Raw genomic sequence first — 25,670 nt, forward strand, 5'->3', positions numbered from 1 at the left:
ATAATATTATAATCTTTAATGAAATTTAACTTTTAATTGAAGGTTGAGAGGATGGAATTTGATGTCTTTTCACTTCAATAGCCGAAGCTCAAGCAAACCGTTATCCTATATTTAATAGTGAACGGTCGACATCCCTCGATGTAAGTAATACCTTACAAGAGTTCAAATTGCCGTATGATGGCCTAAAGTTTCAAGATTACAATATCCTTTCCAGTGTCTGAGTTATACCCTCCTGGTACTTTGTCGGAGTAAAGGCAAAGGCCGTACAGAATTTGTCGCTGTCGAAGTAGTAATCCTGATCATTTTGATACTGCATTTCCTTCAGCTCACGTATGGATCTGTCAAACAACCCGCCCAGAGATAGCACAAAAGGAGTTAGAACTCGGTAAGAGGTTCTGCGTTTTTTGATACCGTATGCCAATGCCATAAGTTGATGTCCGGTGAACCGTTCTGAGGAAGTTGGCAGGTGCCAGATCTGCCCGTAAGCACTCTCCGTATTGCCTAGCATGGCAGTGGCCCTAGCAGCGTCAGGTATGTAAGTAAACGAATGGACTTTATGCGAATCGGACTGCCAACTTGCCTTTTTGCCTTTTGCCACCGCATTTAGAACCAATATATTTAATAGGCCATTCTTGGATTCTGGCCCGTAGAAATCGGCGCTTCTGGCGATTAGTGCACTAAGGTTTCTATTCGCCACCGCTTCCATGATATGCCGAGCCACTTCCATCCGTACAGTTCCCTTCTTAGAGGGTGGTACCACAAGGCTATTTTCGGTCATATTTGGAACTGCATTTTTATCGTACATGTATACGTTGTCGAAAAACACCAATTTAGTCCCCATTTTCACACAAGCATTGACTACATTTTGGATGATTAGGGGCCAATCTCTTCTCCATACTCGGCTATCGTACTTCAGCCCTACAACCAAATAGGCGACTTTCGCGCCAGCCAGTACTTCCTCCACAGCATCCGCATCTCTTAGATCTGCAGAAACTACCTCATCGTCAAGGTTTACCTGCTCTGGATTCCGGGAGACTAATCTAACCTTTTCTGTATACTTTTTTAATTCTTTCGCAAGTAGTTTACCTATACTTCCTCCTGCGCCTAATACAACCTGTACCATAACTCTTCTCTATTTTTGTTTACCTTACAAAAATAGAGAGAAGCAATCTCAAAAATGATGATTTGGGTTAAGACTTTGGAGATGTCAAGATCCGCTTTCTGATCCTGCTCAGGCTTTCTGGCGCGACACCTAAGTATTCAGCTACATAACGTTGGGGTACCCGTTGCAAGAGTTGTGGTCGTTCTTGGAGCAATTCACCCAGCTGTTCTTCGGGTGATAGGGATATCAAGGATTGAATGCGTCTTATATTAACCATGGCTGTTTTTTCGACAAGAGAATTAAAAAACACAGTGACAGATGGAGAATTTGATAAATATCGGGTCAAGTCTTGACAGCTTACCACAAGGCATTCGGTCGGTTCTAGCGCAATAATGTTAGTTGTTGAAAGAGTCTTATTGGCAAAACTCTCAAGATCCGTCACAAATTCACCCTCAAAAGTAAAATTGCACGTCTTTACGGTACCTTTCTCGTTAGTGAAAAACTGCCGTAAACCTCCTTTCTGGACAAGAAATACCTCATGGGAGACTTTACCCGCACTTAGTAATAAGGTATTCTTTTTATACTTTTCCACTCTGAAAATCGAATAGAATCTCTCTGCCTCTTCCCTAGGAATAGTAGCGTAAGAACTGAGAGTCCGAATAAATTGATCCATATACAAATGTACAATAAAAATGGGGGGAACTTGTGCCATACCCTTTGACCTTCCTAGCCACTGAATTTAACACGACTGTTTTTGGAGATTTCGGGGTTAGACATAAGAAAACCCCCTTATATAGGGGGTTTAAGTAGGCCCATGAGGAATCGAACCTCAACCTAAAGAACCGGAATCTTTAATTCTATCCATTAAACTATGGGCCCCGAAAAACCAACCGCTATTAGAATGTGATTTTCACACCTCCTACCACTTGGGCGCCCAGTACTTTATATCCTTTAAAGGTTTCGTACTTACTGCTAAGAAGATTATTTCCGAGCGCAAAAATACTGAAATTTTTATGAATTTTGTATTCTGCCGATAGATTTAAATCTCCATAGCCTTTCACCTTATCGTTAGTATTTTCAGTGGAACTTAGAACCGTAGAACCTGGAACGTCCGGATTAAGCACAGGGGAGATATTAAACGAGTTTGTGGTTCTTTGAGAAGCAAAAATTCCTTTAAAACCTAGGTGCAGTTTTTTATCCAGCATGGTGTACTGTGCTCCTATGGAGGCTTTCACCAAAGGCTTATTGTAGACCTCACTGTAATTGTCTAAATCATAACTTTCATAGTTCACCTCAGCATCAAGTGCTAAGTTCGCAAGTGGAAAATAGGAAACACTTGCGTTTACTGTACTAAGTGTACCGCTATCATACAAAGCCGAGAACGTATTGGCATAGTTGTATGCGCTACGATTAAGCGTGTCGTTTGAGTCAAAAATAGAATTTGCTCCAAAGAACATTAGATCATTTACTTTCCCAAATCCCCCATTTAAATCGTATTTAAATTGTTGATCAAGATCTCCTTTCAAACCAAAATAAAAATGGTATTTCGTTTCGGTCGGTCTAACCAATTGGTCCGAGACAAGGAATGGATTTTCGCTTAGCATCTCACTATAAGAGTTAAGCTCTAATCCTCCGTCAACACCTGCATAAAATTTAAATTCTGGACTTGCAGCGAGTAGAAGTTCAGCTTTGGGAAACCAATAGGTCTGGTTCGAAGTTTCTCTTGCTACAGCCATTTGATTGTTATATTTAGAGCTGAGGAAAGAAAAACCAGAACCTACTCTCAAATACGATTCTCCTTTTCTAAAAGTTACCTCTGGACTTAATTCAAAATTCAAGAATTGGCTACGATTTTGGTTGAGAAGAGAAAACTCAGAATTCAAAGACTCTAGTCCCACTCCTAGGTCTGCATTCATCACGAGATCGCTAATGGGCAAACTAACTCCATGCTTGGAGAGATTGGCGGCGAGGGAAACTTGCGATTCTTTCGCATCAAAATGATCGGAAAGAAAAGAAGATTTCACTCTTACATCGTTTAAAATTTCATTCGAATAAAAGTCATAGTACCCATTCACTTTAAATTCCGTCACTTTTTGTTGAAGGTCTACCGAACTGGCCGGTTCCATTGCATAAATTCCGTACAAATTGTAATCATCAAGCGCAAAATTGGCATTGATGTTTAATTTTCCTTTTTCTCCGTAGGAGTTCAAATACGCTCCTACGCTTGCCGCACTTTGTTTAGAACTCCAAGCATAGTCCTTTTTAAGCCCACCTGTGGATAAAAAGTGTAGATCCGCACCTAGTTCCAAATTGTCTTCAATTTTCGTGGAGAGGGCTCCATCGGCTAAAAATTTAGAATAATTGCCATATCCTACCCGGAAATAATTGGCCTGTTTATCCGCCTGAAAGTCTGGAGCAATGTCGGATCCCGCAATGGTCGAGGTTTGAAAATCCGAAGAAGCGGGCACGTTCGTGATATCGTACTTTACCGGAACTGCTGATTTTTCTTCAGGGGGATAATTTTTAATGGTTTCAACCGATGTTTTCTTTTTCTCGATCTTCTTCACCTCTGGCTCACGTTTTTTCTCTAGGACCAAACGCTCTTCTTGAATTTGAGCAAAGACTGATACAGAGCTAACAAAAAGCCCGAGTACTATTAGTTTATGAGTGTATTTATTCATTTTAAAAGTAAATCCGTTATGCGATTGTAATTTCCTAATTCAAGGCAATCAAATTCTCTATTTAATTTGTTTTTTGGTCTCTTTCGCCTCAGCCACAACGTCTGGGAAATCCTTATAGTTGGCAATAATTTGATCCAGTGTGTAACTTGCTTGGTAGTTATCCTTTAAACCGATGTAATTTTTAGCCATAACCACGAGGGCTTTTGCCCCCCAATACTCTTCGGATGCATAATTATTGGCTAGCTTAAAGATCGTTTCATTGGAGGACTTGTAGCTTTTCTCCTTGTTCTGATAGTATGCTTTTGCATAAAGAGCCTCAGCGGCCACACTCGCATTTGACGAGCGCTCTAAAGAGGCATAAGCCGATTTGGCCTGTCCGTCTTTTCCACTCTGAAGTTGCGCTCTAGCACTAATTACTTTTGCACTTTCTAGTACGGAGGCCGAGTTTTTCGTGTTTTGAAGCACAAGGGCTGCGTAGGTTTGCGCTTTTGAAAGGTCGTTTTGTTTTGCATACAAATTCATAAGTTGCACATTCGCAAAATCCTTCAAATTCACATTAGACGATTTCGCTAGAGCCTCTAAGTAAATCTTCGCCTCCTGCGTATTGCCTTGTGCTAAATAAATTTGAGCAATTCTAGTTTGAGCCTCCCCTTGGTAATCGTTTTGAACCTCAGCTACCTCTTGCAGAACCACAAGGGATTTGGCCTCCTGGCCAGAGCGATAGAAACTATCGCCTAATTCAAATTGCGCTTGGTAACGTGGCGCACCGGAAGGGTTTTTGGTTAAATAACTTTCATAAAGTGGAATGGCTTTCTTATAGTCTTTCTGGCTATAGAATCCGCGCGCAGAGCCAAGGGTTGCATCGTCAAGATCAGAGGCATTTAAATTGACTCCAATCATACGAGCAAAATTCTGGTATCCTTCCACATCTCCTTTTTCAATAAAGAGAGGTCTAGACACCAAAACAATTTTATCTGCGTACGAGGTATCTTTGTATCGCTCTGCTAGGGATTTTAATCGATTGAGGGCCTCTGCATCTTTTCCTTGATCCATCTCGTTTTGCGCAAGATAGATAGAAGCATTCGCTACCAAATCAGGATCTGCACTTTGTTTAATCACCCGATTGAAAAATTCATTTGATTTTCCAAACTCCTCATTTGAAGCATGGGCCACTGCAATTTCGTAAAGTGCATCGTCCGCGTAATCAGAATCAGGATAGGTAGACGTAAGAGAACTTAGGGCCGCAATTTTCCCGACCGAGTCTCCTTTAAATCCAAGTGCCATTCCCTTTTGAAACAGGGTATAATCATTTGCATTGGTCGTCTTATCGTACAGCGCAATCGCTTCGTTTAATTGATTGTTTGCATAGTAGGTGTCTGCTAGTCTTAGTTCCGCATCGTTTTTAAAGGCCTCGCTTGGATCCTTTAAGTAATTTTTAAAATGCTCTTGCGCTTTTTCAAAGTTCCCAGATTTAAAATAAGCATATCCAAGGTCATACTCTAATTGCGATTTTTCGGGAAAACTCTCGGAAGCTAAACTTTCAAAACGAACAATCGCCGAGGGATAATTTCCTTTTTGGTAATAGGTTTGTGCGAGCCAGTACAATGCTCGATTTCTAAATTCAGGATTTAGATGAAATTCTAAGCTTCGTAGAAAATAAGCCTCCGCCTGGTCTAAATTCCCCTTGTTAAATTCTTCGGTTCCTAACATATAGGAAACTTCCTGGTCTACTTTATCAATTTCAGGTGTCGAGTTCGGAAGTTTGTCGATTGCGGATAGGGTTTCTTTAAAACTTCCGGAATAGAGGTAGGACTTGACAAGTAATTTCTCCATTTCAACGGTACTTGCATCCTGAGGATACAAATCAATATAGTTCTGAATTACTTTGGGTGGCGCCTCAAAAGGGTTTCCCAAATCGTAACTTAATTTTGCGTATTGCTCATGGGAGAGCTTTTGTACCTTGGGATCGTAAGTCATTTGGTAGGCAGAACGAAAAGCAGAAAGTGCTTCTTTCTTCGCTTCGGTTTGCAAATACGCGTTTCCTAATTGATAGTAGGCATTTTGAGCCAACGCAGAATTAGAGTTAATCAGGCGATTGTAATAGCTTACGGCCTCCTGGTAACGTCCGGCCTCAGCGCTTACAAAACCCATCTCGTACAAATCACTCTCCGAGGGATTGCCTTGAGAATCAAGGTAGATCTTTAAATGAGGAAAAGCCTCAGCATACTCCCCCTTCATGAAATAACTTTCTCCAATTATTTTATGCACTTCCATTTTATAAGATTCCGATATACTAGAATCTAAAAGAGAGCGTCCCTCCTCAATGGCCTGGTCGTATTGTTTGTTATTGAAATAAAGCTGAACATAATAAGGTCTTACGAGGGATCCTAACTGTGGATCTTCTTTAATGGAATCAAAATAATGGAATGCATTTTCATTTTGATTTTCCGAATAATACAGATGCCCTAGCATGTAGGCAACTTGACCTCTGGTCTCCCCTGGCGATTGAGCATAGACTTCTTCTAATGCTTCTAAGGCCCCAGCGGTGTCACCCGTCATAAACTTGGCGTACCCTAGTTTTAGTATATACTCTGCGTTTTCCTCCTTGGAGAGTTGATACTGATTCACCTTTTGCAGGGTTTCCAGTGCAGTGGCAAAGTCCTTTTGTGCCAGATAATAATCGGCTAGAGGCAAATTGGCCTGCGCAAAATAAGCTGAATTTGGGTACTCTTTCATAAAAGCTTCTAGCCCCTTCTCTGCGTAGCTCTTCTCTAACATAACACCAATCACGTTGTCAAAGAATTGAGAAGCCTCTTTTTGACTTCGGCTTAGCTGCTGGTTATAAAAATACTGCCTTGCATATTCAAACTGAGAGGCATTGTAGATTTTAGTCTGATACAGATTTTCAGCCAAATCATAGCGGTACTGTTCTTTTGGTGTATAGTATTGCGACTGTTGTGCATAGGCAATGCCTGAAAAAACAACTGCCGCAGAAAGAATAATTTTATTGGTACCCATTGTATTTTGAAAGAAAGTTAATAACATTTAATCAACGAAATTATCGAAAACTTATTGTATATACAACTTTTTAACTTATTGTTAAGATGTGGATAACTGAATCACTTTCAATACATATGCGAGCTTTTAATTGCGGCTTACCAAATCAGCAATAAAGATTGATTTATAAAAAGAAAATAAAGGAAACGCCTATTTTACATTTCGAAAAAAACAATTTTACTTACATTTGCTTTTTAAACTAAACTATGAGTCAACTTTTCAGAAGAAAAAAATACAACCCAGAAGACAAGAGTACCAACCTAAATCGAGTCCTGGGCATGTGGGACATTGTCTTTTTTGGTTTAGCTGCCATTATTGGTGCAGGAAGTTTTAGCAGTTTAGGGGAAGCCATCTTTCGCGGAGGACCTGGTGTCATCACTCTTTATGTCATCTGTGGAATTGCTTGTGCATTCACAGCCCTCTCCTATGCGGAGTTCGCGAGCCGGATTCCTACCGCAGGAAGTGCCTACACCTACGCTTATGCTAGTTTCGGAGAACTGATTGCTTGGATCATTGGTTGGGCCCTAATCATGGAATATTCTTTTGGAAATATCTACGTTGCCTTTTCTTGGAGTGATTACTTTACGAGTTTTTTAGAAAGCATTGGTATCTACTTTCCTGACTACCTTGCCACCTCTTATCCTGAGGCCATGAAAGCGGTGGAGAGAGGCTCTGAACATGCAGGTTTACTGAACGCATGGAATTCAGCACCCGAATTTTTTGGTTTCAAATTTATTGTGGACATTCCAGCTATCGTGATTAATATATTGATTACAGCCCTTGTCTACATTGGAATTAAAGAAAGTAAGAATTTCAACAATTTACTAGTGATCTTAAAACTAGCGGTGATTGTACTTATTATTGCAGTAGGTGTTACCTTTATCAATACGGACAATTGGACCCCTATAGATTCGCAAGGAGTTTCCAATTTTATGCCGAATGGGTTCACGGGCGTAATGGCCGCCGTGTCAGGAGTCTTCTTCGCATACATTGGATTTGATGCCCTTAGTGTACTATCGGAAGAAACCAAGAACCCGCAAAAAAACTTACCTAGGGGGATGATTATTTCGCTCGTGGCAAGTACCTTGGTTTATATCGCCCTGACATTAATTCTCACCGGAATGGTGGATTACCGCAAGTTCGAAGGAGTAGGCGATCCGCTCTCCTTTATCTTTGCACCTCAAAATGCGAACATACCTTGGATGGAATTCACAGTCGCCATTACCGCCATTATTGCCATAACTGCCGTATTATTAGTATTCCAAATGGGACAACCTAGAATATGGTATGCCATGAGTAGAGACGGGCTTTTGCCAAAGAGTTTTGCTACCATTCACCCGAAATACAAAACCCCTTCTTTTGCTACGATTGCAACCGGAATTGCGGTTGGGGTACCCATTCTTTTCACCGATAAATCCTTCATTTTAGATTTTACTAGTATTGGAACCATTTTCGCTTTCATTTTAGTCAACGGAGGGATTTTACTGATGCCGAGAAAGGAAAAAATCAAAGGCAGATTTCATTTGCCATTTGTCAGTTCTAAGTACATCTTTACTCCTTTATTTGTAGTATGTGTACTTGGCTTTTATTACTGGCAACCTCAATTTTTCCATAATTTACTCAACTGGAGCGATCCAATCGATGGAGAATTCAATATGTCTCTATGCATATTCCTTGTGGTAACTTCCGTACTTGCCGTTCTCTCTATTGTAAAAGAACTCAATCTAATCCCCTTGCTAGGGCTTACTTCTTGTCTTTATCTACTTACGGGGATGACCCATGACAATTGGTTCTGGTTTGCGATTTGGTTCGCTATCGGGCTTATTATCTATTTCTGTTTCGGAATGAAAAACAGCAAGCTTGAGAAAGAAATGAATGGCGATTTGAAATAGCATTCAAACACCAAAAAAAAGACCACAAAGGAAAGAACATTGCACTTTGTGGTCTTTTTCTTTAGGATTGTATGGGATCCATCCTACCTATGACACGTAAGAGTAGGCGTCCTAAAGACGTCTCACTTTCTTCAAACCCTACGATACCCCTGCTCTTTCTGTTTCTATCTAAAGATTGGCACTCTGGAACCTACGATGTCCTTATCCGCTAAATGTTTTCCCATTTTAGCAACAAGAATCCAAATTCTTCTCCTCTATCAAAAAGCCGTCTCGATGTTCAATCGAGACGGCCTGTTGCAAATTTGCTTACGGGTGAAATTCCGAATTACTTTTTCGCTTCTGGGTAAGGAGCTTTGTCTAGATCCGAAAACTGCTGCGTCGCAGCCATTGAAACGACTAAATCGTTTAGCATGTTGCTTGCCGCCGTTGGGGAATTCGGTAGTAAAACCAAATTGCTTCGGTTGTTAGAACCTACTGAGTTTAGCGTGTCATAATGCTGGGTTACCACAATCAGTGCCGAAGCTTCTGCGGCATTAATATTCACATTGTTCAACATCTCCACGGATTCTTTTAAACCTTTGGCGATTTCACGTCTTTGGTCTGCAATCCCTTGCCCTTGAAGTTTCTTGCTTTCCGCTTCTGCTTTTGCAACGGCTACAATACGAATTCTCTGTGCTTCGGATTCGTATTCAGCGGCTGTTTTTTCTCTTTCTGCTGCATTGATACGGTTCATCGCATGTTTAACCTGTTCGTCAGGGTCGATGTCCGTCACTAGAGCTTTGATGATATCGTATCCATAGCTTTGCATCGCTTCTTGCAATTCGCTTTTCACTGCAATGGCCACGTCGTCTTTTCGAACGAATACATCGTCTAGTTTCATTTTCGGCACTTCTGCTCTCACTACGTCAAATACGTAGGAGGTAATCTGTCCTTCTGGGTATTCAAGTTTATAGAAGGAATCCGCTACTTGTTCTTTAATCACTTGGTATTGTACGGATACTTTCATTTTCACAAATACGTTGTCTAAAGTCTTGGTATCGATAATGACATCAAGCTGTTGGATCCGAAGACTGACTCGTCTTGAAATTTGATCAATCATTGGGATTTTCAAATGAAAACCTGCATGACGCACGCTTTGTAGTTTTCCAAAACGTTCGACAATCGCGGCGGTTTGTTGCTTCACAATGAAGAAAGAAGCAAACAAAATTAACAGGGCAATAAACCCTAGAATTCCAAGTATAGGCATAGTTAAATTATTTTATTTTTTATTAAAATCGGTGTTTAAAGATAGGTAAATTCTATGAAATTCTAAACACTCATTCCAATTTCTATCCCTTTAATTTTCCGGTACAGATCCGTTGCGAAATTATCGGTCATTCCGGAAATGAAATCCACCACCCCTAGGACTTTTTGATAATCACTTCCCTCTTCGTATAAAAATTGAGTAGGCAGTAGTTCGATCGCTTTTTTCTCATAGGATTTGCGCTCCTGTCGGGTTTTAAGAATCGGAGGAACAAAATGATCTAAGAGTTCATACATGACATTGTAGCCCGCATTCTCGATCTCCACCACGGAGCGATGTCCATATATTTTTTCAATGGAGAAGGATTCAATTTCTTGAAAGGCCTTGTTCTCCTTTTTGTACGTGTCCATTAGCGCCATGCTGAGGTTACCCTCTAAAATCGGTTCAAAATGATTTTTGTAATTCTGAATGGCTTTGTTGATAAGCGCATTAATGACCTTGGCTCTTAAATACGAAATTCGTTCATTGTCGTTCGAGAGAACTTGCAATTTGGCCTCGACTCGAAGGGTATTGGGATTCTCGGAACGGATTAACTCCATAAAGAGTCCTTCAATGTCACTTGTGGATACGATTTTCAATCGGTGAGCGTCCTCCATATCAATGATATTATAGCAAATGTCATCGGCTGCTTCCACAAGCCATACAAAGGGATGACGTTTGTAAATAAGCGGATCCCTACTTTGCTGGGGAAGACTCACACTTAAAGCGATTTGCTCAAAAGTTTCTTTTTCATTTTGAAAAAATCCAAATTTCTTCTGATGCAAACTTCCCTTCGCTTTCCCTAAGGATTCACAAGGATATTTTGCAATGGATGCTAAGGTCGTGTGCGTTAATTGCGTCCCTCCTTTGTCCTTTCCGGTTTGCTGGTGGGTAAGAACCCGCATCGCATTTGCATTGCCTTCAAAGTTTACAAAATCCCCCCATTCTTCAAGCGTAAACCTTTGCTTTAAACAGGACTCGTTTCGTTGGAAATAACTCGCAATGGCATCTTCGCCGGAATGCCCAAAGGCAGGGTTCCCCACATCGTGGCAAAGACAGGCTGAGCTCACGACTTGACTTAAATTGTGAAGGTAGAAGTCCTTGGCATTCAAGTTTAGATCCTTTGCATACCGATCGACGATAAATTCTCCTGCCATGGCTCCTAAACTTCTTCCTACTGTGGAGACCTCAAGGGAATGGGTTAATCGATTGTGTACAAACACACTACCGGGCAATGGGAAAACTTGAGTCTTATTTTGTAAACGACGAAAAGCAGAGGAGAATATGATCCGATCGTAATCTCGTTGAAAATCGTTTCGATTCCCCGGAAGCCCACCTTGGTTCCCGGTTCGTTGATGGCTGTAGATTTGGTTTAATCGCATACTCCAAAAATAAGAATTCCTGGAGGTTAATCCAGGAATTCTTTTAAAAACATTCGAATATGGGTAGGTTTTACATATAAGCTTCTATGGGCTCACAAGTACAAATTAAATTCCGGTCCCCATACGCTTCGTCCACTCGAGAGACCGTGGCAAAGAACTTGTGGTCTCGTACCCAATCCAATGGATAGGCAGCTTTTTCACGGCTGTAGGGGCGATCCCATGCATCCGAAATTACCACCTGCTCCGTATGCGGTGCATTTTTAAGTACGTTGTTTTCTTTGTCCGCTTCTCCGCTAGCAATTTCTTCAATTTCGGATTTAATGGCAATTAAAGCTTCCGCGAAACGGTCAATTTCGGCTTTGCTTTCCGATTCCGTAGGTTCAATCATAAGAGTTCCGGCTACGGGGAATGATACAGTAGGAGCATGGAAACCATAATCCATAAGTCGTTTTGCAATGTCTGCTACTTCGATGCCTAGCGGCTTGTATTGTCTAAAATCTACAATGCATTCATGGGCGACGCGGCCTTTATCGTTTTGGTAAAGGATCGGATAATGCTCGGCAAGAACTTCTTTCAAGTAGTTTGCATTTAAAATAGCATATTGCGTAGAAAGCTCTAGACCTTTGGTTCCTAACATCTTAATGTACGCATAGGATATATTAAGTACCAAGGAAGAACCGTAAGGAGCTGCAGAAATTCCTTTGAGCGCCTGACTTCCCCCTGTTCTTACATTCGCATTGGTCGGTAAAAAAGGAGCAAGGTGCTTCGCTACACAAATAGGTCCTACCCCTGGGCCACCGCCTCCGTGTGGAATGGCGAAGGTTTTGTGTAGGTTTAAATGGCATACATCCGCCCCAATATGACCTGGGCTAGTAAATCCTACTTGCGCATTCATGTTGGCTCCATCCATATAAACTTGTCCTCCATTGTCATGGATAATTTGGATAATCTCTTTGATGTTTTCATCAAAGAATCCATAAGTCGATGGGTAGGTAATCATGGCCGCTGCAAGATTTTCTTTATGCAGTTCTGCCTTCGCTTTTAAATCTTCGCTATCGATTTCACCATTTTCTAAGTTTTTCACCACGACCACTTTCATTCCGGCTAAAACAGCAGAAGCAGGATTGGTCCCGTGCGCCGATTGTGGAATTAGTGCAATATGGCGGTGGGAATCTCCTCTTGAAATGTGGTACGCTCGAATGACCATTAGTCCAGAGTACTCTCCTTGCGCTCCTGAATTTGGCTGTAGAGAGGTCGCCGCAAATCCTGTGATTTCAGAAAGGTCTTTTTCAAGTTCTGCAATCATTTCTTGGTATCCTTGGGCCTGTTCTACTGGAACGAAGGGATGAATATTCCCCCATTCTCCCCAAGAAAGAGGAAGCATTTGAGTAGCAGCATTTAATTTCATGGTGCACGATCCAAGAGATATCATGGAATGTGTCAGCGATAAATCCTTTCTTTCTAGACGCTTAATATAGCGCATGAGTTCTGTTTCGGTATGGTAGGAGTTAAACACTTCTTCCGAGAGAATCGCGTCAGTTCTAAGTAGGTCTGCAGGGATTGTGTAATCGGATTTCAACACCAATTCAAAGGCCTGTTTTCCCTTAAACTGAGCAAAAGCTTCCACCAAATTATTTAGCTTGGCTAAGGTGGTTCCTTCGTTCAGTGACATACTTACAATTCCCGGGGTGAAATAATTCAAATTGATTTTGCGCTCCGTCATGCGAAGTTTCAATTGGGCTTTTTCGTCCTCAGAAAGTGTAATTTTTACAGTATCAAATACAGGTTCTTCTTCTACGTCGTATCCTAAAACCTGCAAAGCATTGGAAAGCGCATTGGTTTTAAAATGAATTTGATCCGCAATAAAGCCTAAACCTTTTGGACCGTGGTACACCGCATACATTCCCGCCATCACAGCTAGGAGTACTTGCGCGGTGCAAATATTAGAAGTAGCTCTTTCTCTTTTAATGTGCTGCTCTCGGGTTTGGAGCGCCATACGAAGTGCTCTATTTCCCTGTGCATCTTGGGAGACTCCAATGATACGACCTGGAATCACACGTTTATAGTCCTCTTTACAAGCGAAAAAGGCAGCATGGGGACCCCCATACCCCATCGGAATCCCAAATCTCTGAGAAGTTCCTACGGCGCAATCGGCTCCCATGGTCGCGGGTGATTTTAATTTCACAAGCGCTAGCGGGTCACAAGCCACAGCGACTTGAAGGTCTAGTTCTTTATATCGAGTAATATCGTTAGTATAATCAAGTACAATCCCGTTTTTCCCTGGGTATTGTAAGAGCACACCAAAATAAGTTTCGTCTAGCTCATGCGAAGCATGATCTCCTACGACGAGTTCAATTTCAAGACCTTCCGCTTTTGTAGAAAGAACGGCAAGGGTTTGAGGTAGAACCAAGTCAGAGACAAGAAATTTATTCGCTCCTTTTTTTTGAGCTTTGGTACGACTCTCAAAAAACATGTGCATCGCTTCCGCGGCTGCAGTCGACTCATCTAGTAGAGATGCGTTCGCAAGCTCAAAGCCCGTAAGGCTGCACACCACGGTTTGGTAATTTAAAAGGGCTTCCAATCTTCCTTGTGCGATCTCGGCTTGGTACGGAGTATAGGCCGTATACCAAGAAGGATTTTCAAATACATTTCTTTTCACAGCAGAAGGTAAAAGCGTATCGTGATACCCAAAACCAATGTAATTGGCAAAATCACTATTCTTCATGGCTAGTTCTTTCGAATGCTCAAGCATCTCGTATTCACTTAAGGCCGGTGTGATATTAAGGGGACTCTGCAAACGAATGGAATCGGGAATGGTTTGAGAGACTAAAGTCTCCAGATCCGATGCTCCAATGCGCTCCAACATGGCTTTTTGGTCAGCCTCATTGATGGAAATGTGGCGGTTCACAAACTCGTGTGTATTCATACTATATCAGATTTTATTGATTCAAAAATGGAATGGTAAAAATACAATAATTTGTCGGTTGTAGCAACCTACTCCTAAGCACTCAAGTTTCAAAAAGCTTTAAATTTATTTGGAATTATTCTAAATAAAGATATATATTTGCAAAATGAATTCTAGCATTGCTTTTCGAATCGCGCCCTTAGCCCCTGCACGCAGTAATGCAGAGGCGATGTATTGTGGAAAAAAGAAGTGTTGTAAAAAATTCAAAAAGGGCAAACGATGCAAGAAATGCCCCGGTCGATTAAAAATGGCCTAACGCTCATACGACGGATTTCTTAGCGAAATAAGTAGAGCGCAAGTAGCGCTAATAAGACAAGCAAAACCAGCCATCCCACCTGCCCTCTTATCCTACTTTGTCTTTTCTCTTGCAATTCCCCTTGTTTTTTGCTTTTCTCATTAAAAGGAACCTCCTTTTGCGAAACATGAGTTTTATCATATATGGTGATTCCTTGCACGACCGATTTACGCAGAAGCGTGTTTTGAGCATGGAGTAAGATCTGATATTGCCCTTGATCAAATTCAGGCAATTCGATAGTTTTCTCTCCAAAAGACTTTACCAGACCAAAGGGGACTATCTTGACTACGTCCGCATGCAAGGTATTCCATTTCAAGATAACCTCTTCTCCTTTTTCTCCCTGTAGCTTATTGACCGTAAAGGATTTAATGACGGGTGGCAAAGGACTTCTAGGACTTCTATCATCGGCCTCCAAACAAGAATCATAAATAGAGCGAGACTCCGGATCCGAAAGGATTTCGTAGGCCTCCTTCAAATCCGTAAATCGCCGATTGAAAAAGGGATCTTCCGAATTTTTATCAGGATGGTATTTATGGGAAAGCTTACGGTACGCCGATTTGATTTCTTCCAGAGTAGATTTCGAGTCGATGCCGAGAAAGTAATAGTAATTTTTCAAGTTCAGTATTCTATAGGCAAAAATAGCAATTGTAATTCTTTTTCCTTACTTTTAAGTTCTAAACTTAAAAGTAGGCACGAATGGAAAACGGCGCAGACATCAAAATCTCCAAAAAAAAGCCCTCATACCTTCTTAGTGAGCCTTTCCTACATTACTTAAAACGATTTGATCGGGTTGCAAAATTAAGCGTCCAATACGAAGACCTTCTGCGTTACACTGAACACTTTCCTATTACCGATCAGGAAGGCAATGACACCCTTTGGGAAGGCGTGATGTACCCTTACCATGAAATGATAGAACTGCATGCAGGTTTAGTTGAAATTTATCAGCGTCTGCGTTCCGATGGAAATCAAGAGGCAAAATCCCATCTAAAAGTGGACAGTATTGACTATTGTACTTTTGGAAACTCCCACCCCTTTCGAATCAAGATCAAAAACTCCCATAACGACATTCACGACTATTTTTATGTCAAAAAAGCAGACGCCTCCCGCGTCTATGGACTTGAACTAGAGTATCTACTCTCTCCCAATCGTATCGACTTTCTTGTCTACCGCGATACACTCATTGAAGAGCATGTCTCAGGGATCCCTGGCGATGTTTTTCTAAACAAGTGGATGGATGAAAACCAAAACAAAAAACGAATCGCAAAAGAATTTGTAAAATTTAATGAGCGCTGCTTTTTAAGACTTCTTGGCGACCAAAGATCTTACAATTTTGTGATGGTTCTCACGCCTGACTTTGATGAAATTAAATACAGAATTCGAAGCATTGACTTTGACCAACAAAGCTACGAAGGACGCTCGAATGTATACAAACCCCAATTTTTTAAGGAAAACTTCCCTTATGTTAAACTTGTGATGGACAACATTGAGACCTCTTCCATCCAACAGTACCAACACGAAGAGCGCTCTTTAATGGCAAAACGCATGATTGTAGCCAAAAAGAGAATCTCGACCTTGCTTCGCATCATGCGGAAAGAAGCTCTCTCTAGTGAGGAAAAAATCCAGACACTAAAAAACGAAATTTACGCCGAATTAAGAGATCCGGCGCTGCTGCAGTGCAAAACGATGGGGGATATTGTAGCAGCTATTTTGAATCATACTGTGCGGAACTACGAGAAAACTTCCTCGCTACTCTCTAAATTCTAGTGGGTCAAAATAGAAAGGCAAGGGACTAGAAATCTCTTATTTGAGATTCTCAACATATTTTTCAAAATTACTTAAGACCACGTCCCAAAAACGCTTCTGAGTTTGGTGAGTATTTTTGGTTTCTGGTTCAAATACCATACTAAATTTCGTGGCATCTTGGTCGATGGCCTGGAAATTAAATTCTACTTCACGACCGTCTGTGAGAACAATAGAGATATGTTCTCGGGGAACAAACGTTTTAATCGTGCCGGTAAAATCATATCCCGAACCTTGGTCTTTGGTGCTCATTACATAGCGAAAAGTCCCTCCTTCTCTTAACTCGTTGACCGCGCTTTCACATCTCTGGCTCTGAATCACAAAAAACCACTTTACGACATGCTTAGGATCCGAAAAAGAATCCCAAACCTTTTCTACGGGAGCCAGCAGCATCACCTCAGAATTGATTGTTTCCATACGTTAATTTTTGATAAAGATAAGTAAAATAAATAGTGCTAGTCAAACGCTCGATTCTAAAATTAAAAAAAAAAGGACCCTTTTCGCACCCTTAAATTTGTATTTCCCCACACAAAAACCATGGATTCCTTATTCTTACTGGATTCTTTAAAGTGTATAATAAAATTTTTCCCTTTCATCACACAAAAAAAGTGCACTTGAGTAAAGTGCACTTTTTTTTAAAGAACTAGTTTCTCTCTTTATTTTAAGGCTTCGATCGCTGCCTCGTAATTCGGTTCGGTTGTAATTTCAGGCACTTGCTCTGTGTACAACACTTTACCATTTTCATCCGTTACTACCACGGCGCGTGACAAAAGACCTCTCATTGGTCCGTCGCTAATTTCCACTCCGTATTCTTTTCCAAAGTCTCCTCTGTAATCAGAAAGTGTTTCGACATTGTCTAAACCTTCTGCTGCGCAAAAGCGACCCAATGCAAATGGAAGATCTTTCGAAACATTAATAACCACGGTACCATCTAAAGCCGTAGCTCGTTTGTTAAATTCACGCGCAGACGCAGCACAAATTCCCGTATCAATACTTGGGAAAATATTAAATACTTTTTTCTTCCCCTCGTAATTCGCAAGTTTTTTCTCTTCCAAATCTTGATTAACCAACGTGAAATCCTTTACGGAATTGCCTGACGTAGGAAGCTCTCCTACAGTATTAATTTCATTTCCTTTTAATGTGATTTTTGCCATAATGTATAAATTTATCTCTCCCAAAGATAGTCAATTTCTTCTACAACCTTTCCTAACAGAGGGTTAAAACTTTATTAAAAATCTTGTACTTATTCCGATTGTGGTCTAGGCTAAACTTCGTGTTCTTGTTAAAATTCAGTAAATTTGTAATCCTATAAATTAAAATCAAAAACAACACAATAATGTCACAAGCAAAAATCTATTACACCCTTACGGACGAAGCGCCTATGCTGGCTACCAATTCATTTCTGCCGATCGTAAAGGCATTTACGAAACAAGCAGGAGTTGAAATTCAGGTTCCAGACATTTCTCTTGCCGGCAGAATTTTAGCAAACTTCCCTGAAGGACTTTCCTCAGAGCAATTTGTTCCCGATTATTTAACTCAGCTAGGAGAACTAGCAAAGACCCCAGAAGCAAACATTATAAAGCTTCCGAATATTTCCGCCTCGGTTCCACAACTAGAGGAAGCGATCCAAGAATTACAAAGTCAAGGACTGCAAATACCTAATTATCCTACAGAACCAAAAAACGAAGAAGAGAAGCAAATTCAATCCCGTTATGCAAAGGTTTTAGGATCCGCAGTAAACCCTGTCCTAAGAGAAGGTAATAGCGACCGTCGAGCCCCAAAATCTGTAAAAGACTACGCAAAAGCAAACCCACACCGTATGGGCACTTGGGCACCAGACAGCAAAACCGAGGTTGCGCACATGAATTCAGGAGATTTTTACGCGACAGAAACCTCCACCACAATAGAGTCGGCATGCAAATACCGAATCGTATTTGAGGCTGCAAATGGAGAGCAAACTGTTTTGAAGGATTTCGCGCCCCTACTAGCAGGAGAAATCATTGACAGCTCTGTGATGCATTTGGCCGCTCTTAAAGCAAGTGTTCAAGATGCCATTGATAGAGCAAAAGCTCAGGACGTTCTTCTTTCTGCCCATTTAAAAGCGACGATGATGAAAATCTCGGACCCTATTATTTTTGGCGCAGTGGTAGAAACCTATTTCAAAGACGTTTTTGCGAAATATGCAGATACCTTCAAATCTTTGGATATCAATCCTAACTTTGGATTAGCGACCCTTTATGAAAAAATCGAAGGGAATGCGAAAGAAGCTGAAATCAAAAGAGATTTGCAGCAAGCAATGGAAAAAGGGCCTCGCATTGCCATGGTTAATTCTGACAAAGGAATTACCAACTTCCACGTTTCTTCAGATGTTATTGTGGATGCCTCGATGGCAGCCTTAGTAAGAGGAGGAGGCAAAATGTGGAACAAGGAAGGGAAAGAAGAGGACACTGTATGTCTAATTCCGGATCGTACGTACGCTGGATTTTACGATGCCATTGTGAACGACATGAAAGCAAACGGGGCTATTGATCCCAAAACTTTTGGTACCGTTCCTAACGTAGGACTTATGGCTCAAAAAGCAGAAGAATACGGATCTCACGACAAAACATTCCAATTGAAGTCTGCGGGAACCGTAAGAATCGAAAATGAAAATAAGGAAGTTCTTCTCCAGCAGACTGTAGAAACCGGAGATATCTTCCGTATGTGCCAGGTCAAAGATGCACCTATTCAAGACTGGGTGAAATTAGCAGTAAACCGCGCCCGCCTATCCGATACCCCTGCCATTTTCTGGTTAGACAAGGGCAGAGCGCACGATGCGCAAATGATCAAAAAAGTGGAACTTTATTTAAAAGACCATGATTTGAGCGGACTTGACATCCGAATTATGGATGTAAAAGACGCAATGCTTGAAACCTTAAAACGAGGACGTGAAGGAAAGGACACAATTTCCGTTTCCGGGAATGTCCTAAGAGACTATTTAACGGACATGTTCCCAATCTTAGAACTGGGAACCTCAGCCAAAATGCTATCCATCGTTCCGCTTATGAACGGAGGGGGTCTTTTTGAAACAGGCGCAGGAGGTTCGGCTCCAAAGCATATCGAACAGTTTATCAAAGAAGGCTATTTGCGATGGGACTCTTTAGGGGAGTTCTTAGCCTTGCAAGCCAGTTTAGAACATCTCTCGCAAACGCAAGACAACCCAAAAGCCAAAGTTCTTGCTGACGCCTTAGACGGTGCCAACGCCCTATTTTTACAAAATGACAAATCGCCAGCACGTAAATTAGGTTCGATTGACAACCGAGGATCTCACTTCTATTTAGCCATGTATTGGGCTCGTGAAATCGCAAATCAAAGTGAAGATCTAGAGCTGGCAAAAACCTTTGCGGTTATTGCAGACAAAATGGAGCAAAACGAGACGCTCATCAATGAGCAGCTTATCGCTGCGCAAGGCTCTGCCCAAGACATTGGCGGATACTACCATGCAGACAGAGAAAAAACAGAAAACGCGATGAGACCAAGTACGGTATTAAATGAGATTATAAATTCTTTATAGTCCCATTCTCAAATGAATACTGCTGACCTCCGCACTTTTTGCGGAGGTCTTTTTTTGTACTTTTACATCGTGGAAAATTCGTTGACAGTCTTCTCTAAGTCGAGAAAGCAAGTAGAAAACACCAAAAGTGACTCCTTTTATAGGCTTTATCTTTTCGAGGGCAAAGGAAGCTTAACCTTTGAGGGAATCTCCTACCCTTTTCAAGGACCTACGGTGCTATTTACTTCCCCTTACCAAAGCCACTGCCTAAATATAGAATCCCAACGAGAAGTTTGGGGACTAAAATTTCATGGAGACTTCTACTGCATTGAATACCACAAAAAAGAAGTGGCATGCAATGGACTCCTTTTCAACAACGTTTATTTACAGCCACACTTTCCTACGGATGCTAAATCTATTGAGGAACTTATTTCTCTAATTCAGAAGATCAAAGAAGTTTCCATCAAGGACTCGTTTTCTAGGTCAATTTCGCAATCCTACTTGCAACTGATTTTAGCCTTGTGCACGAAGAAAAAAAGTGATTTTTTAACAAGTACTACACAAGAAGGTCCTCTTTCTGATCATTTGGGTCCATTTCAAGAACTAGTCGAAGCACATTTCACCACACAAAAAAACACTTCCTTTTATGCCGATGCTTTGCATATGTCGCCTAGCGCACTCTCTAAAAAGATAAAGAAAGAATTTGGGAAACCGCCCTCTAAACTTATTAGCGAGCGTCTAATTTTAGAAGCAAAGAAAAAACTTCATTTAACGCGTGATTCAATCAAAACCATTGCTTCTGAACTGCGTTTTGAGGATGCCTATTATTTTAGTCGTTTTTTCAAAAAACATACAGGACTTTCTCCTAGTGAATTTCGAACGCATGTAGGCATCTCAATTGTAGCACAGCCGTCCTAAAGAGGCAAATTTATCCATTCATTTTCCATAACTGTCCATTTTCTTTGGAAGGCAATCGCCCTACCTTTGAAAAAACAAAATATGACAGCATTCTTTGAATTTCTTAGTTCTAGTAAAAGGCCTTTTATTCACGGCCTACGAATTTCTATCTTTGTCGTAATGGCTTGGATTGGCGGCTTAAAAGCCTTTCAATACGAGGCCGACGGTATCGTGCCTTTTGTAGCAAACTCTCCATTTATGAGCTTCTTCTATCAAAAAAATACCTCTGATGCGGATTCTTATAAGCAACACAAAAACAAAGAGGGAGAAGTAGTACCCCAAAACATTAAATGGCATCAATCCAATGGAACGTATGTCTTTTCCTATGCTTTAGGAACCGTAATTTTCTTAATTGGTACGCTGGTCTTACTTGGTATTTGGCTACCTAGAGTTGGAGTCTTAGGTGGACTTTTAACCTTTGGAATGTCTTTGGTAACCTTATCCTTCCTAATCACAACCCCAGAGACTTGGGTTGCAGATTTGGGTGGGCCTGACCATGGTTTTCCTTTTCTTTCGGCGGCAGGTCGACTTGTAATCAAAGATATAATTATGCTTTTTGGAGGCCTAGTTTGTGCCAGTGATGCTGCAGGGGAAGTGCTACGAAGGAAATCATTAAAAAGTATTGCTATGGACTAACGTTTTCAGCCAAAACAAAAGTCAGAATTGCCGGTTCCAAAAAGGATAAAATAAGTGATTATAAGAATTCCTAGAAAGAATAACGTACTAAATTTAGGTATTTGGACAGGTTAATTTTATCCAACTCCATCACAAATAGGTAGACAAATCAAATTAGAGGGTCCTAAAATAGGAAACGCTCGCAATTGACGAATTGCGAGCGTTTCCTATATTCTAATTTTCGATATTGTTTAAGATACAGTGAGACTTCTTTATATCACAAGTGAAATTATCGGATTCCAAATGCATATTAATCTAACAATTCGTCACGCACAGCATTTGGGAGAGTCACTTTCAAATTGGGCTCAAGTTCCATAGCTCGTTTAATGGCAAAAGTCGCCCCTTCATTCCGGGCCCAACTTCTCCTAGAAATTCCATTATTAACGTCCCAGAAAAGCATGGATTTTAATCTTCGGTCTGCCTCAGGACTCCCGTCTAATAGCATTCCAAATCCGCCGTTAATTACTTCTCCCCAACCGACGCCTCCGCCGTTATGAATAGAAACCCATGTCGCTCCTCGGAAACTATCCCCTATCACATTTTGAATGGCCATGTCGGCTGTGAATCGAGAACCGTCGTATATGTTTGAGGTTTCACGGTACGGAGAATCCGTTCCTGAAACATCATGATGGTCGCGTCCTAAAACGACTGGACCAATTATTCCTGCCGCAATTGCTTGGTTAAATGCTTCGGCAATTTTCATTCTACCTTGTGCATCCGCATAGAGAATTCTCGCTTGGGAACCTACTACCAAATTGTTTTTTTGCGCCTCTTGGATCCAATGAATATTGTCTTTCATCTGTTGCATAATTTCAGGAGGCGAAACTTTCAGTAGTTCCTCTAGTACCTCGCAAGCCAGGCGATCGGTTTGCTCCAAATCCTTCGGATCCCCACTACTGCAAACCCATCGAAAAGGACCAAACCCGTAATCAAAACACATAGGTCCCATAATATCTTGCACATAGCTCGGGTATCTAAACTCTCGTCCAAGTGTAGGATTTGGATTCATCACCTCTGCTCCTGCGCGACTGGCTTCCAACAGGAACGCATTCCCGTAGTCAAAGAAATAAGTGCCGTTGTCTGTATGTTTATTAATTGCTCGAGCATGTCTACGGAGACTCTCCCGAACTTTTTCTGCAAAAGCTTCAGGATTGTCCGCCATTAGGCGATTCGATTCTTCAAAACTAAGGCCCACCGGATAGTATCCTCCAGCCCATGGGTTATGAAGAGAGGTTTGATCGGAACCAATATCAATTGTGATTCCTTCCTCATCCAACGTTTCCCAAACTTCTACTACATTCCCTAAGTAGGCAAGTGAAACCGTTTGTTTTTCTTCTTTTGCTTTTCGAATACGAACAACCAGCTCCTCTAGATTTTCAATAATTTCATCCACCCATTTTTGCTCGTGACGGATTTTTGCAATTTTCGGATTTACCTCAGCGCACACCGTAATGCATCCAGCAATGCTCCCCGCTTTGGGCTGGGCACCGGACATTCCTCCTAAACCGGAGGTTACAAAAAGTCCTGCTTTAGGATCCTTGTTTATTTTACGAAATGCGTTGAGTACAGTAATAGTAGTTCCATGCACAATGCCTTGTGGACCTATATACATATAACTACCTGCGGTCATCTGACCGTATTGGGAAACCCCTAATGCATTAAATTTTTCCCAATCGTCTGGTTTGGAATAATTCGGGATGACCATTCCGTTCGTGACCACGACTCGGGGAGCCTCTTCATGGGAAGGGAATAGGCCCATCGGATGACCTGAGTACATCACCAGGGTTTGCTTGTCTGTCATTTCACTTAAATACTGCATCGTAAGTAAGTACTGCGCCCAATTACTGAAAACACCGCCGTTCCCTCCATACGTAATCAATTCGTGAGGGTGCTGGGCCACCGCTGGATCCAAATTGTTTTGAATCATGAGCATGATTGCTTTTGCCTGCATACTTTTTCCAGGATATTGCTCAATCCCTCGTGCCTTCATTGGATATTCAGGACGAAACCTATGCATGTAAATTCTCCCATAGGTCAAAAGTTCCTGTTTGAATTCAGGGACTAATGTTTCGTGGAATTTTTCCGGAAAGTACCGAAGTGCATTGCGAAGTGCAAGATTCACTTCTTCTTTGTTTAGGATATCTTTGCGCTTTGGCGCATGATTGATTTTAGAATCGTACGCTTTCTCAGCAGGCAGTTCACTTGGGATTCCCGCTTGTATTTGTTCTTGAAAAGTCATGTAAAATAAGTCTTTGACCAAAGTACAATTTTTGGACAAATTGCGCAAATTTACTTGTGGGTCTTGCCGAGCATCGGCACAAATTTGTAGGCACCAAAGTCTTCTTTTTCAAACTCTGTTTCTGAAATCTTAGTAAAGCGCATTAGCACTTGTTCTTCTTGAGGCCCTAACGGTATCACTAAGATTCCACCGATTCGCAATTGTTTTAGAAGTTCGGTGGGAAGCTCATGAGCCCCGCAAGTCACTAAAATACGATCAAAGGGGGCAAACGTTGGAAGCCCTTTAAATCCATCGCCAAAACTATGAAACTTAGCTCGGAGTCCTATCTGTTTTAATTTCTCAGAAGAAAAATCAAACAAGCTTTTTTGCCTTTCCACCGTATAAACGAGTGCTTTCATCGCAACCAGAATTGCGGTTTGATATCCACTTCCGGTACCAATTTCAAGCACTTTATCCCCTGAAGACACCTGTAGCAATTGCGTTTGCTCTGCCACAGTAGAGGGATGGGAAATGGTTTGTCCAGCCGCAATCGGAAAAGCCCGATCCTCGTAGGCGTAATCTGCAAAGATACTTTCAATGAAAAGGTGACGGGGTACGCTTTGCATAGCCTCAAGCACTAGGGAATCTTCGATTCCTAGTTTTTGATGGAGATACTCTACGAGCTTACGGCGCTTTCCTTTGTGTACAAAACTATCTGGCATAGGACAAAAATAGCAATTAAAAACGAGATTCCATGGGCTTTCTCCTCACATTCCACGGAGGTAAATAGGCCAAAGAGTTTCATTTTTCTTTTCGAATCCATATCTTTACAAAAATAATAAAGCATGATTAAAGCAGGTCTCGTGGGCGCAGGGCATTTGGGGAAGATTCACTTAAAACTTCTACAACAAAGCGAACACTATAATCTCGTGGGCTTCCATGACGCCGACACAGAAAACGGCCGAAAAATTGAAGCAGAATTTGGATACCGGTACTTTGAGAATTTCGAGGAGCTTTTGGATCAAATTGACATGCTAGACATTGTTACTCCTACTCTTTATCATTATCAATACGCTTTAAAAGCAATTGAAAAAAGAATTCATTTTTTTATTGAAAAACCCGTCACTCAAACTTTAGAACAAGCGAAAGAAATTCTCTCGCTCTGCAACGAGCATCAGATCAAGGCTCAAGTTGGACACGTGGAACGCTTCAACCCTGCCTTTATTGCCACCAAGCAGTACATTCAGGATCCCATGTTTATCGAGATTCACCGTCTTGCGGAATTCAATCCCAGGGGAACAGATGTCTCGGTCGTACTTGACTTAATGATTCACGATCTTGATATTCTCTTAAGCATTGTAAAATCAAAAGTAAAAGACATTCATGCCAGCGGTGTATGCGTCGTGTCAAAAACGCCCGACATCACCAATGCTAGAATTGAATTTGAGAACGGTTGCGTTGCGAACCTAACCACCTCTCGAATTTCAATGAAAGCCATGCGAAAATCTAGATTTTTTCAGCGAGACGCATACATATCGGTCGATTTCTTAGAAAAAAAAGCAGAGGTAATCCGAATGAAAGACGCGCCAGAAAACCCTTCCGATTTTGATATGATCATTGAGAGTTCTGAGGGTGAAAAAAATCAAATACTTTTTGAATATCCAGCAATCGAACCTAACAATGCGATCTTGGATGAGCTCAACGCGTTCGCAAGAGCAATTGCAAAAGATGACCAAGTTGAAGTTTCTCTTGAAGATGGAACGGAGGCACTGGAAGTGGCCCTTAAAATCATGAACTTAATTCAAAAGTCTCCAACACCTTCTAATTAATCT

18 protein-coding genes and 1 tRNA gene are annotated in these 25,670 nt (G+C 41.3%); 6 read left to right on the forward strand and 13 right to left on the reverse strand.

Translation table 11 applies throughout. The annotated features are described in order from the left end of the window. Positions 1-196 precede the first annotated feature (196 nt). From ACX3PZ_RS09985 to ACX3PZ_RS10005, 5 genes are all read right to left on the reverse strand, one after another. Positions 197-1,123 carry an NAD-dependent epimerase/dehydratase family protein gene (locus tag ACX3PZ_RS09985; protein WP_459112690.1) on the reverse strand — a complete coding sequence of 309 codons (927 nt, stop codon included), beginning with the start codon at positions 1,121-1,123 and terminating at the stop codon, positions 197-199. 67 nt (positions 1,124-1,190) lie between these two features. Next, a complete protein-coding gene (locus ACX3PZ_RS09990; RefSeq protein ID WP_459084279.1) occupies positions 1,191-1,814 on the reverse strand; it encodes a Crp/Fnr family transcriptional regulator in 624 nt (207 codons plus the stop codon). Between the two features lie 95 nt (positions 1,815-1,909). Then, positions 1,910-1,981: transfer RNA gene (locus ACX3PZ_RS09995), tRNA-Arg, on the reverse strand. 17 nt (positions 1,982-1,998) lie between these two features. Beyond that, a complete protein-coding gene (locus ACX3PZ_RS10000; protein ID WP_459112691.1) occupies positions 1,999-3,783 on the reverse strand; it encodes a TonB-dependent receptor in 1,785 nt (594 codons plus the stop codon). 57 nt (positions 3,784-3,840) lie between these two features. Continuing rightward, positions 3,841-6,801, reverse strand: coding sequence for a tetratricopeptide repeat protein (locus tag ACX3PZ_RS10005; RefSeq protein WP_459112692.1), 2,961 nt, complete (start codon positions 6,799-6,801; stop codon positions 3,841-3,843). A 245-nt stretch (positions 6,802-7,046) separates the two neighbouring features. Here ACX3PZ_RS10005 and ACX3PZ_RS10010 point away from each other — a divergent pair, with 245 nt between their 5' ends. Further along, positions 7,047-8,732: an APC family permease gene (locus tag ACX3PZ_RS10010; RefSeq protein WP_459112693.1), complete on the forward strand. Its 1,686-nt coding sequence runs from the start codon at positions 7,047-7,049 to the stop codon at positions 8,730-8,732. A gap of 325 nt (positions 8,733-9,057) precedes the next feature. Here the strand turns inward: ACX3PZ_RS10010 and ACX3PZ_RS10015 are convergent, their stop codons facing one another. From ACX3PZ_RS10015 to ACX3PZ_RS10030, 4 genes are all read right to left on the reverse strand, one after another. Then, a complete protein-coding gene (locus ACX3PZ_RS10015; protein ID WP_459084283.1) occupies positions 9,058-9,978 on the reverse strand; it encodes an SPFH domain-containing protein in 921 nt (306 codons plus the stop codon). Between the two features lie 62 nt (positions 9,979-10,040). Further along, complete coding sequence (gene dgt / locus ACX3PZ_RS10020; protein ID WP_459112694.1) at positions 10,041-11,396, reverse strand: dGTP triphosphohydrolase; 1,356 nt, start codon at positions 11,394-11,396, stop codon at positions 10,041-10,043. 70 nt (positions 11,397-11,466) lie between these two features. After that, positions 11,467-14,322: an aminomethyl-transferring glycine dehydrogenase gene (gcvP, locus tag ACX3PZ_RS10025; RefSeq protein WP_459112695.1), complete on the reverse strand. Its 2,856-nt coding sequence runs from the start codon at positions 14,320-14,322 to the stop codon at positions 11,467-11,469. Positions 14,323-14,636: 314 nt separating this feature from the next. Then, a complete protein-coding gene (locus ACX3PZ_RS10030; protein WP_459084287.1) occupies positions 14,637-15,272 on the reverse strand; it encodes a J domain-containing protein in 636 nt (211 codons plus the stop codon). A gap of 80 nt (positions 15,273-15,352) precedes the next feature. Between ACX3PZ_RS10030 and ACX3PZ_RS10035 the strand changes: the two genes are divergently transcribed. Continuing rightward, positions 15,353-16,420: a hypothetical protein gene (locus tag ACX3PZ_RS10035; protein ID WP_459112696.1), complete on the forward strand. Its 1,068-nt coding sequence runs from the start codon at positions 15,353-15,355 to the stop codon at positions 16,418-16,420. Positions 16,421-16,456: 36 nt separating this feature from the next. Here ACX3PZ_RS10035 and ACX3PZ_RS10040 read toward each other — a convergent pair whose 3' ends face one another. Together ACX3PZ_RS10040 and tpx are read right to left on the reverse strand one after the other, a co-directional pair. Next, on the reverse strand, positions 16,457-16,873 hold the full coding sequence (locus tag ACX3PZ_RS10040) for an SRPBCC domain-containing protein (protein WP_459084289.1): 417 nt from the start codon (positions 16,871-16,873) through the stop codon (positions 16,457-16,459). A 239-nt stretch (positions 16,874-17,112) separates the two neighbouring features. Continuing rightward, entirely contained in the window at positions 17,113-17,610 is a 498-nt protein-coding gene (gene tpx, locus ACX3PZ_RS10045) for a thiol peroxidase (RefSeq protein WP_459084290.1), read from the reverse strand. A 182-nt stretch (positions 17,611-17,792) separates the two neighbouring features. On the opposite strand from tpx, the gene ACX3PZ_RS10050 reads away from it, so the two are divergent. From ACX3PZ_RS10050 to ACX3PZ_RS10060, 3 genes are all read left to right on the forward strand, one after another. Further along, positions 17,793-20,009 carry an NADP-dependent isocitrate dehydrogenase gene (locus ACX3PZ_RS10050; RefSeq protein WP_459112697.1) on the forward strand — a complete coding sequence of 739 codons (2,217 nt, stop codon included), beginning with the start codon at positions 17,793-17,795 and terminating at the stop codon, positions 20,007-20,009. A 69-nt stretch (positions 20,010-20,078) separates the two neighbouring features. Then, positions 20,079-20,906, forward strand: a complete 828-nt coding sequence (locus tag ACX3PZ_RS10055; protein ID WP_459112698.1) for an AraC family transcriptional regulator — start codon at positions 20,079-20,081, stop codon at positions 20,904-20,906. An 81-nt stretch (positions 20,907-20,987) separates the two neighbouring features. Beyond that, positions 20,988-21,581 carry a DUF417 family protein gene (locus ACX3PZ_RS10060; RefSeq protein ID WP_459112699.1) on the forward strand — a complete coding sequence of 198 codons (594 nt, stop codon included), beginning with the start codon at positions 20,988-20,990 and terminating at the stop codon, positions 21,579-21,581. 289 nt (positions 21,582-21,870) lie between these two features. Here ACX3PZ_RS10060 and ACX3PZ_RS10065 read toward each other — a convergent pair whose 3' ends face one another. Both ACX3PZ_RS10065 and ACX3PZ_RS10070 read right to left on the reverse strand, forming a co-directional pair. Next, entirely contained in the window at positions 21,871-23,859 is a 1,989-nt protein-coding gene (locus ACX3PZ_RS10065) for a urocanate hydratase (protein ID WP_459112700.1), read from the reverse strand. A gap of 50 nt (positions 23,860-23,909) precedes the next feature. Beyond that, positions 23,910-24,560: a protein-L-isoaspartate(D-aspartate) O-methyltransferase gene (locus ACX3PZ_RS10070; protein WP_459112701.1), complete on the reverse strand. Its 651-nt coding sequence runs from the start codon at positions 24,558-24,560 to the stop codon at positions 23,910-23,912. A 123-nt stretch (positions 24,561-24,683) separates the two neighbouring features. Here ACX3PZ_RS10070 and ACX3PZ_RS10075 point away from each other — a divergent pair, with 123 nt between their 5' ends. Further along, positions 24,684-25,667: a Gfo/Idh/MocA family protein gene (locus ACX3PZ_RS10075; RefSeq protein WP_459112702.1), complete on the forward strand. Its 984-nt coding sequence runs from the start codon at positions 24,684-24,686 to the stop codon at positions 25,665-25,667. The last annotated feature ends 3 nt before the right edge of the window (positions 25,668-25,670 follow it).

The sequence above is a fragment of the Chryseobacterium sp. A321 genome, assembly GCF_054489265.1.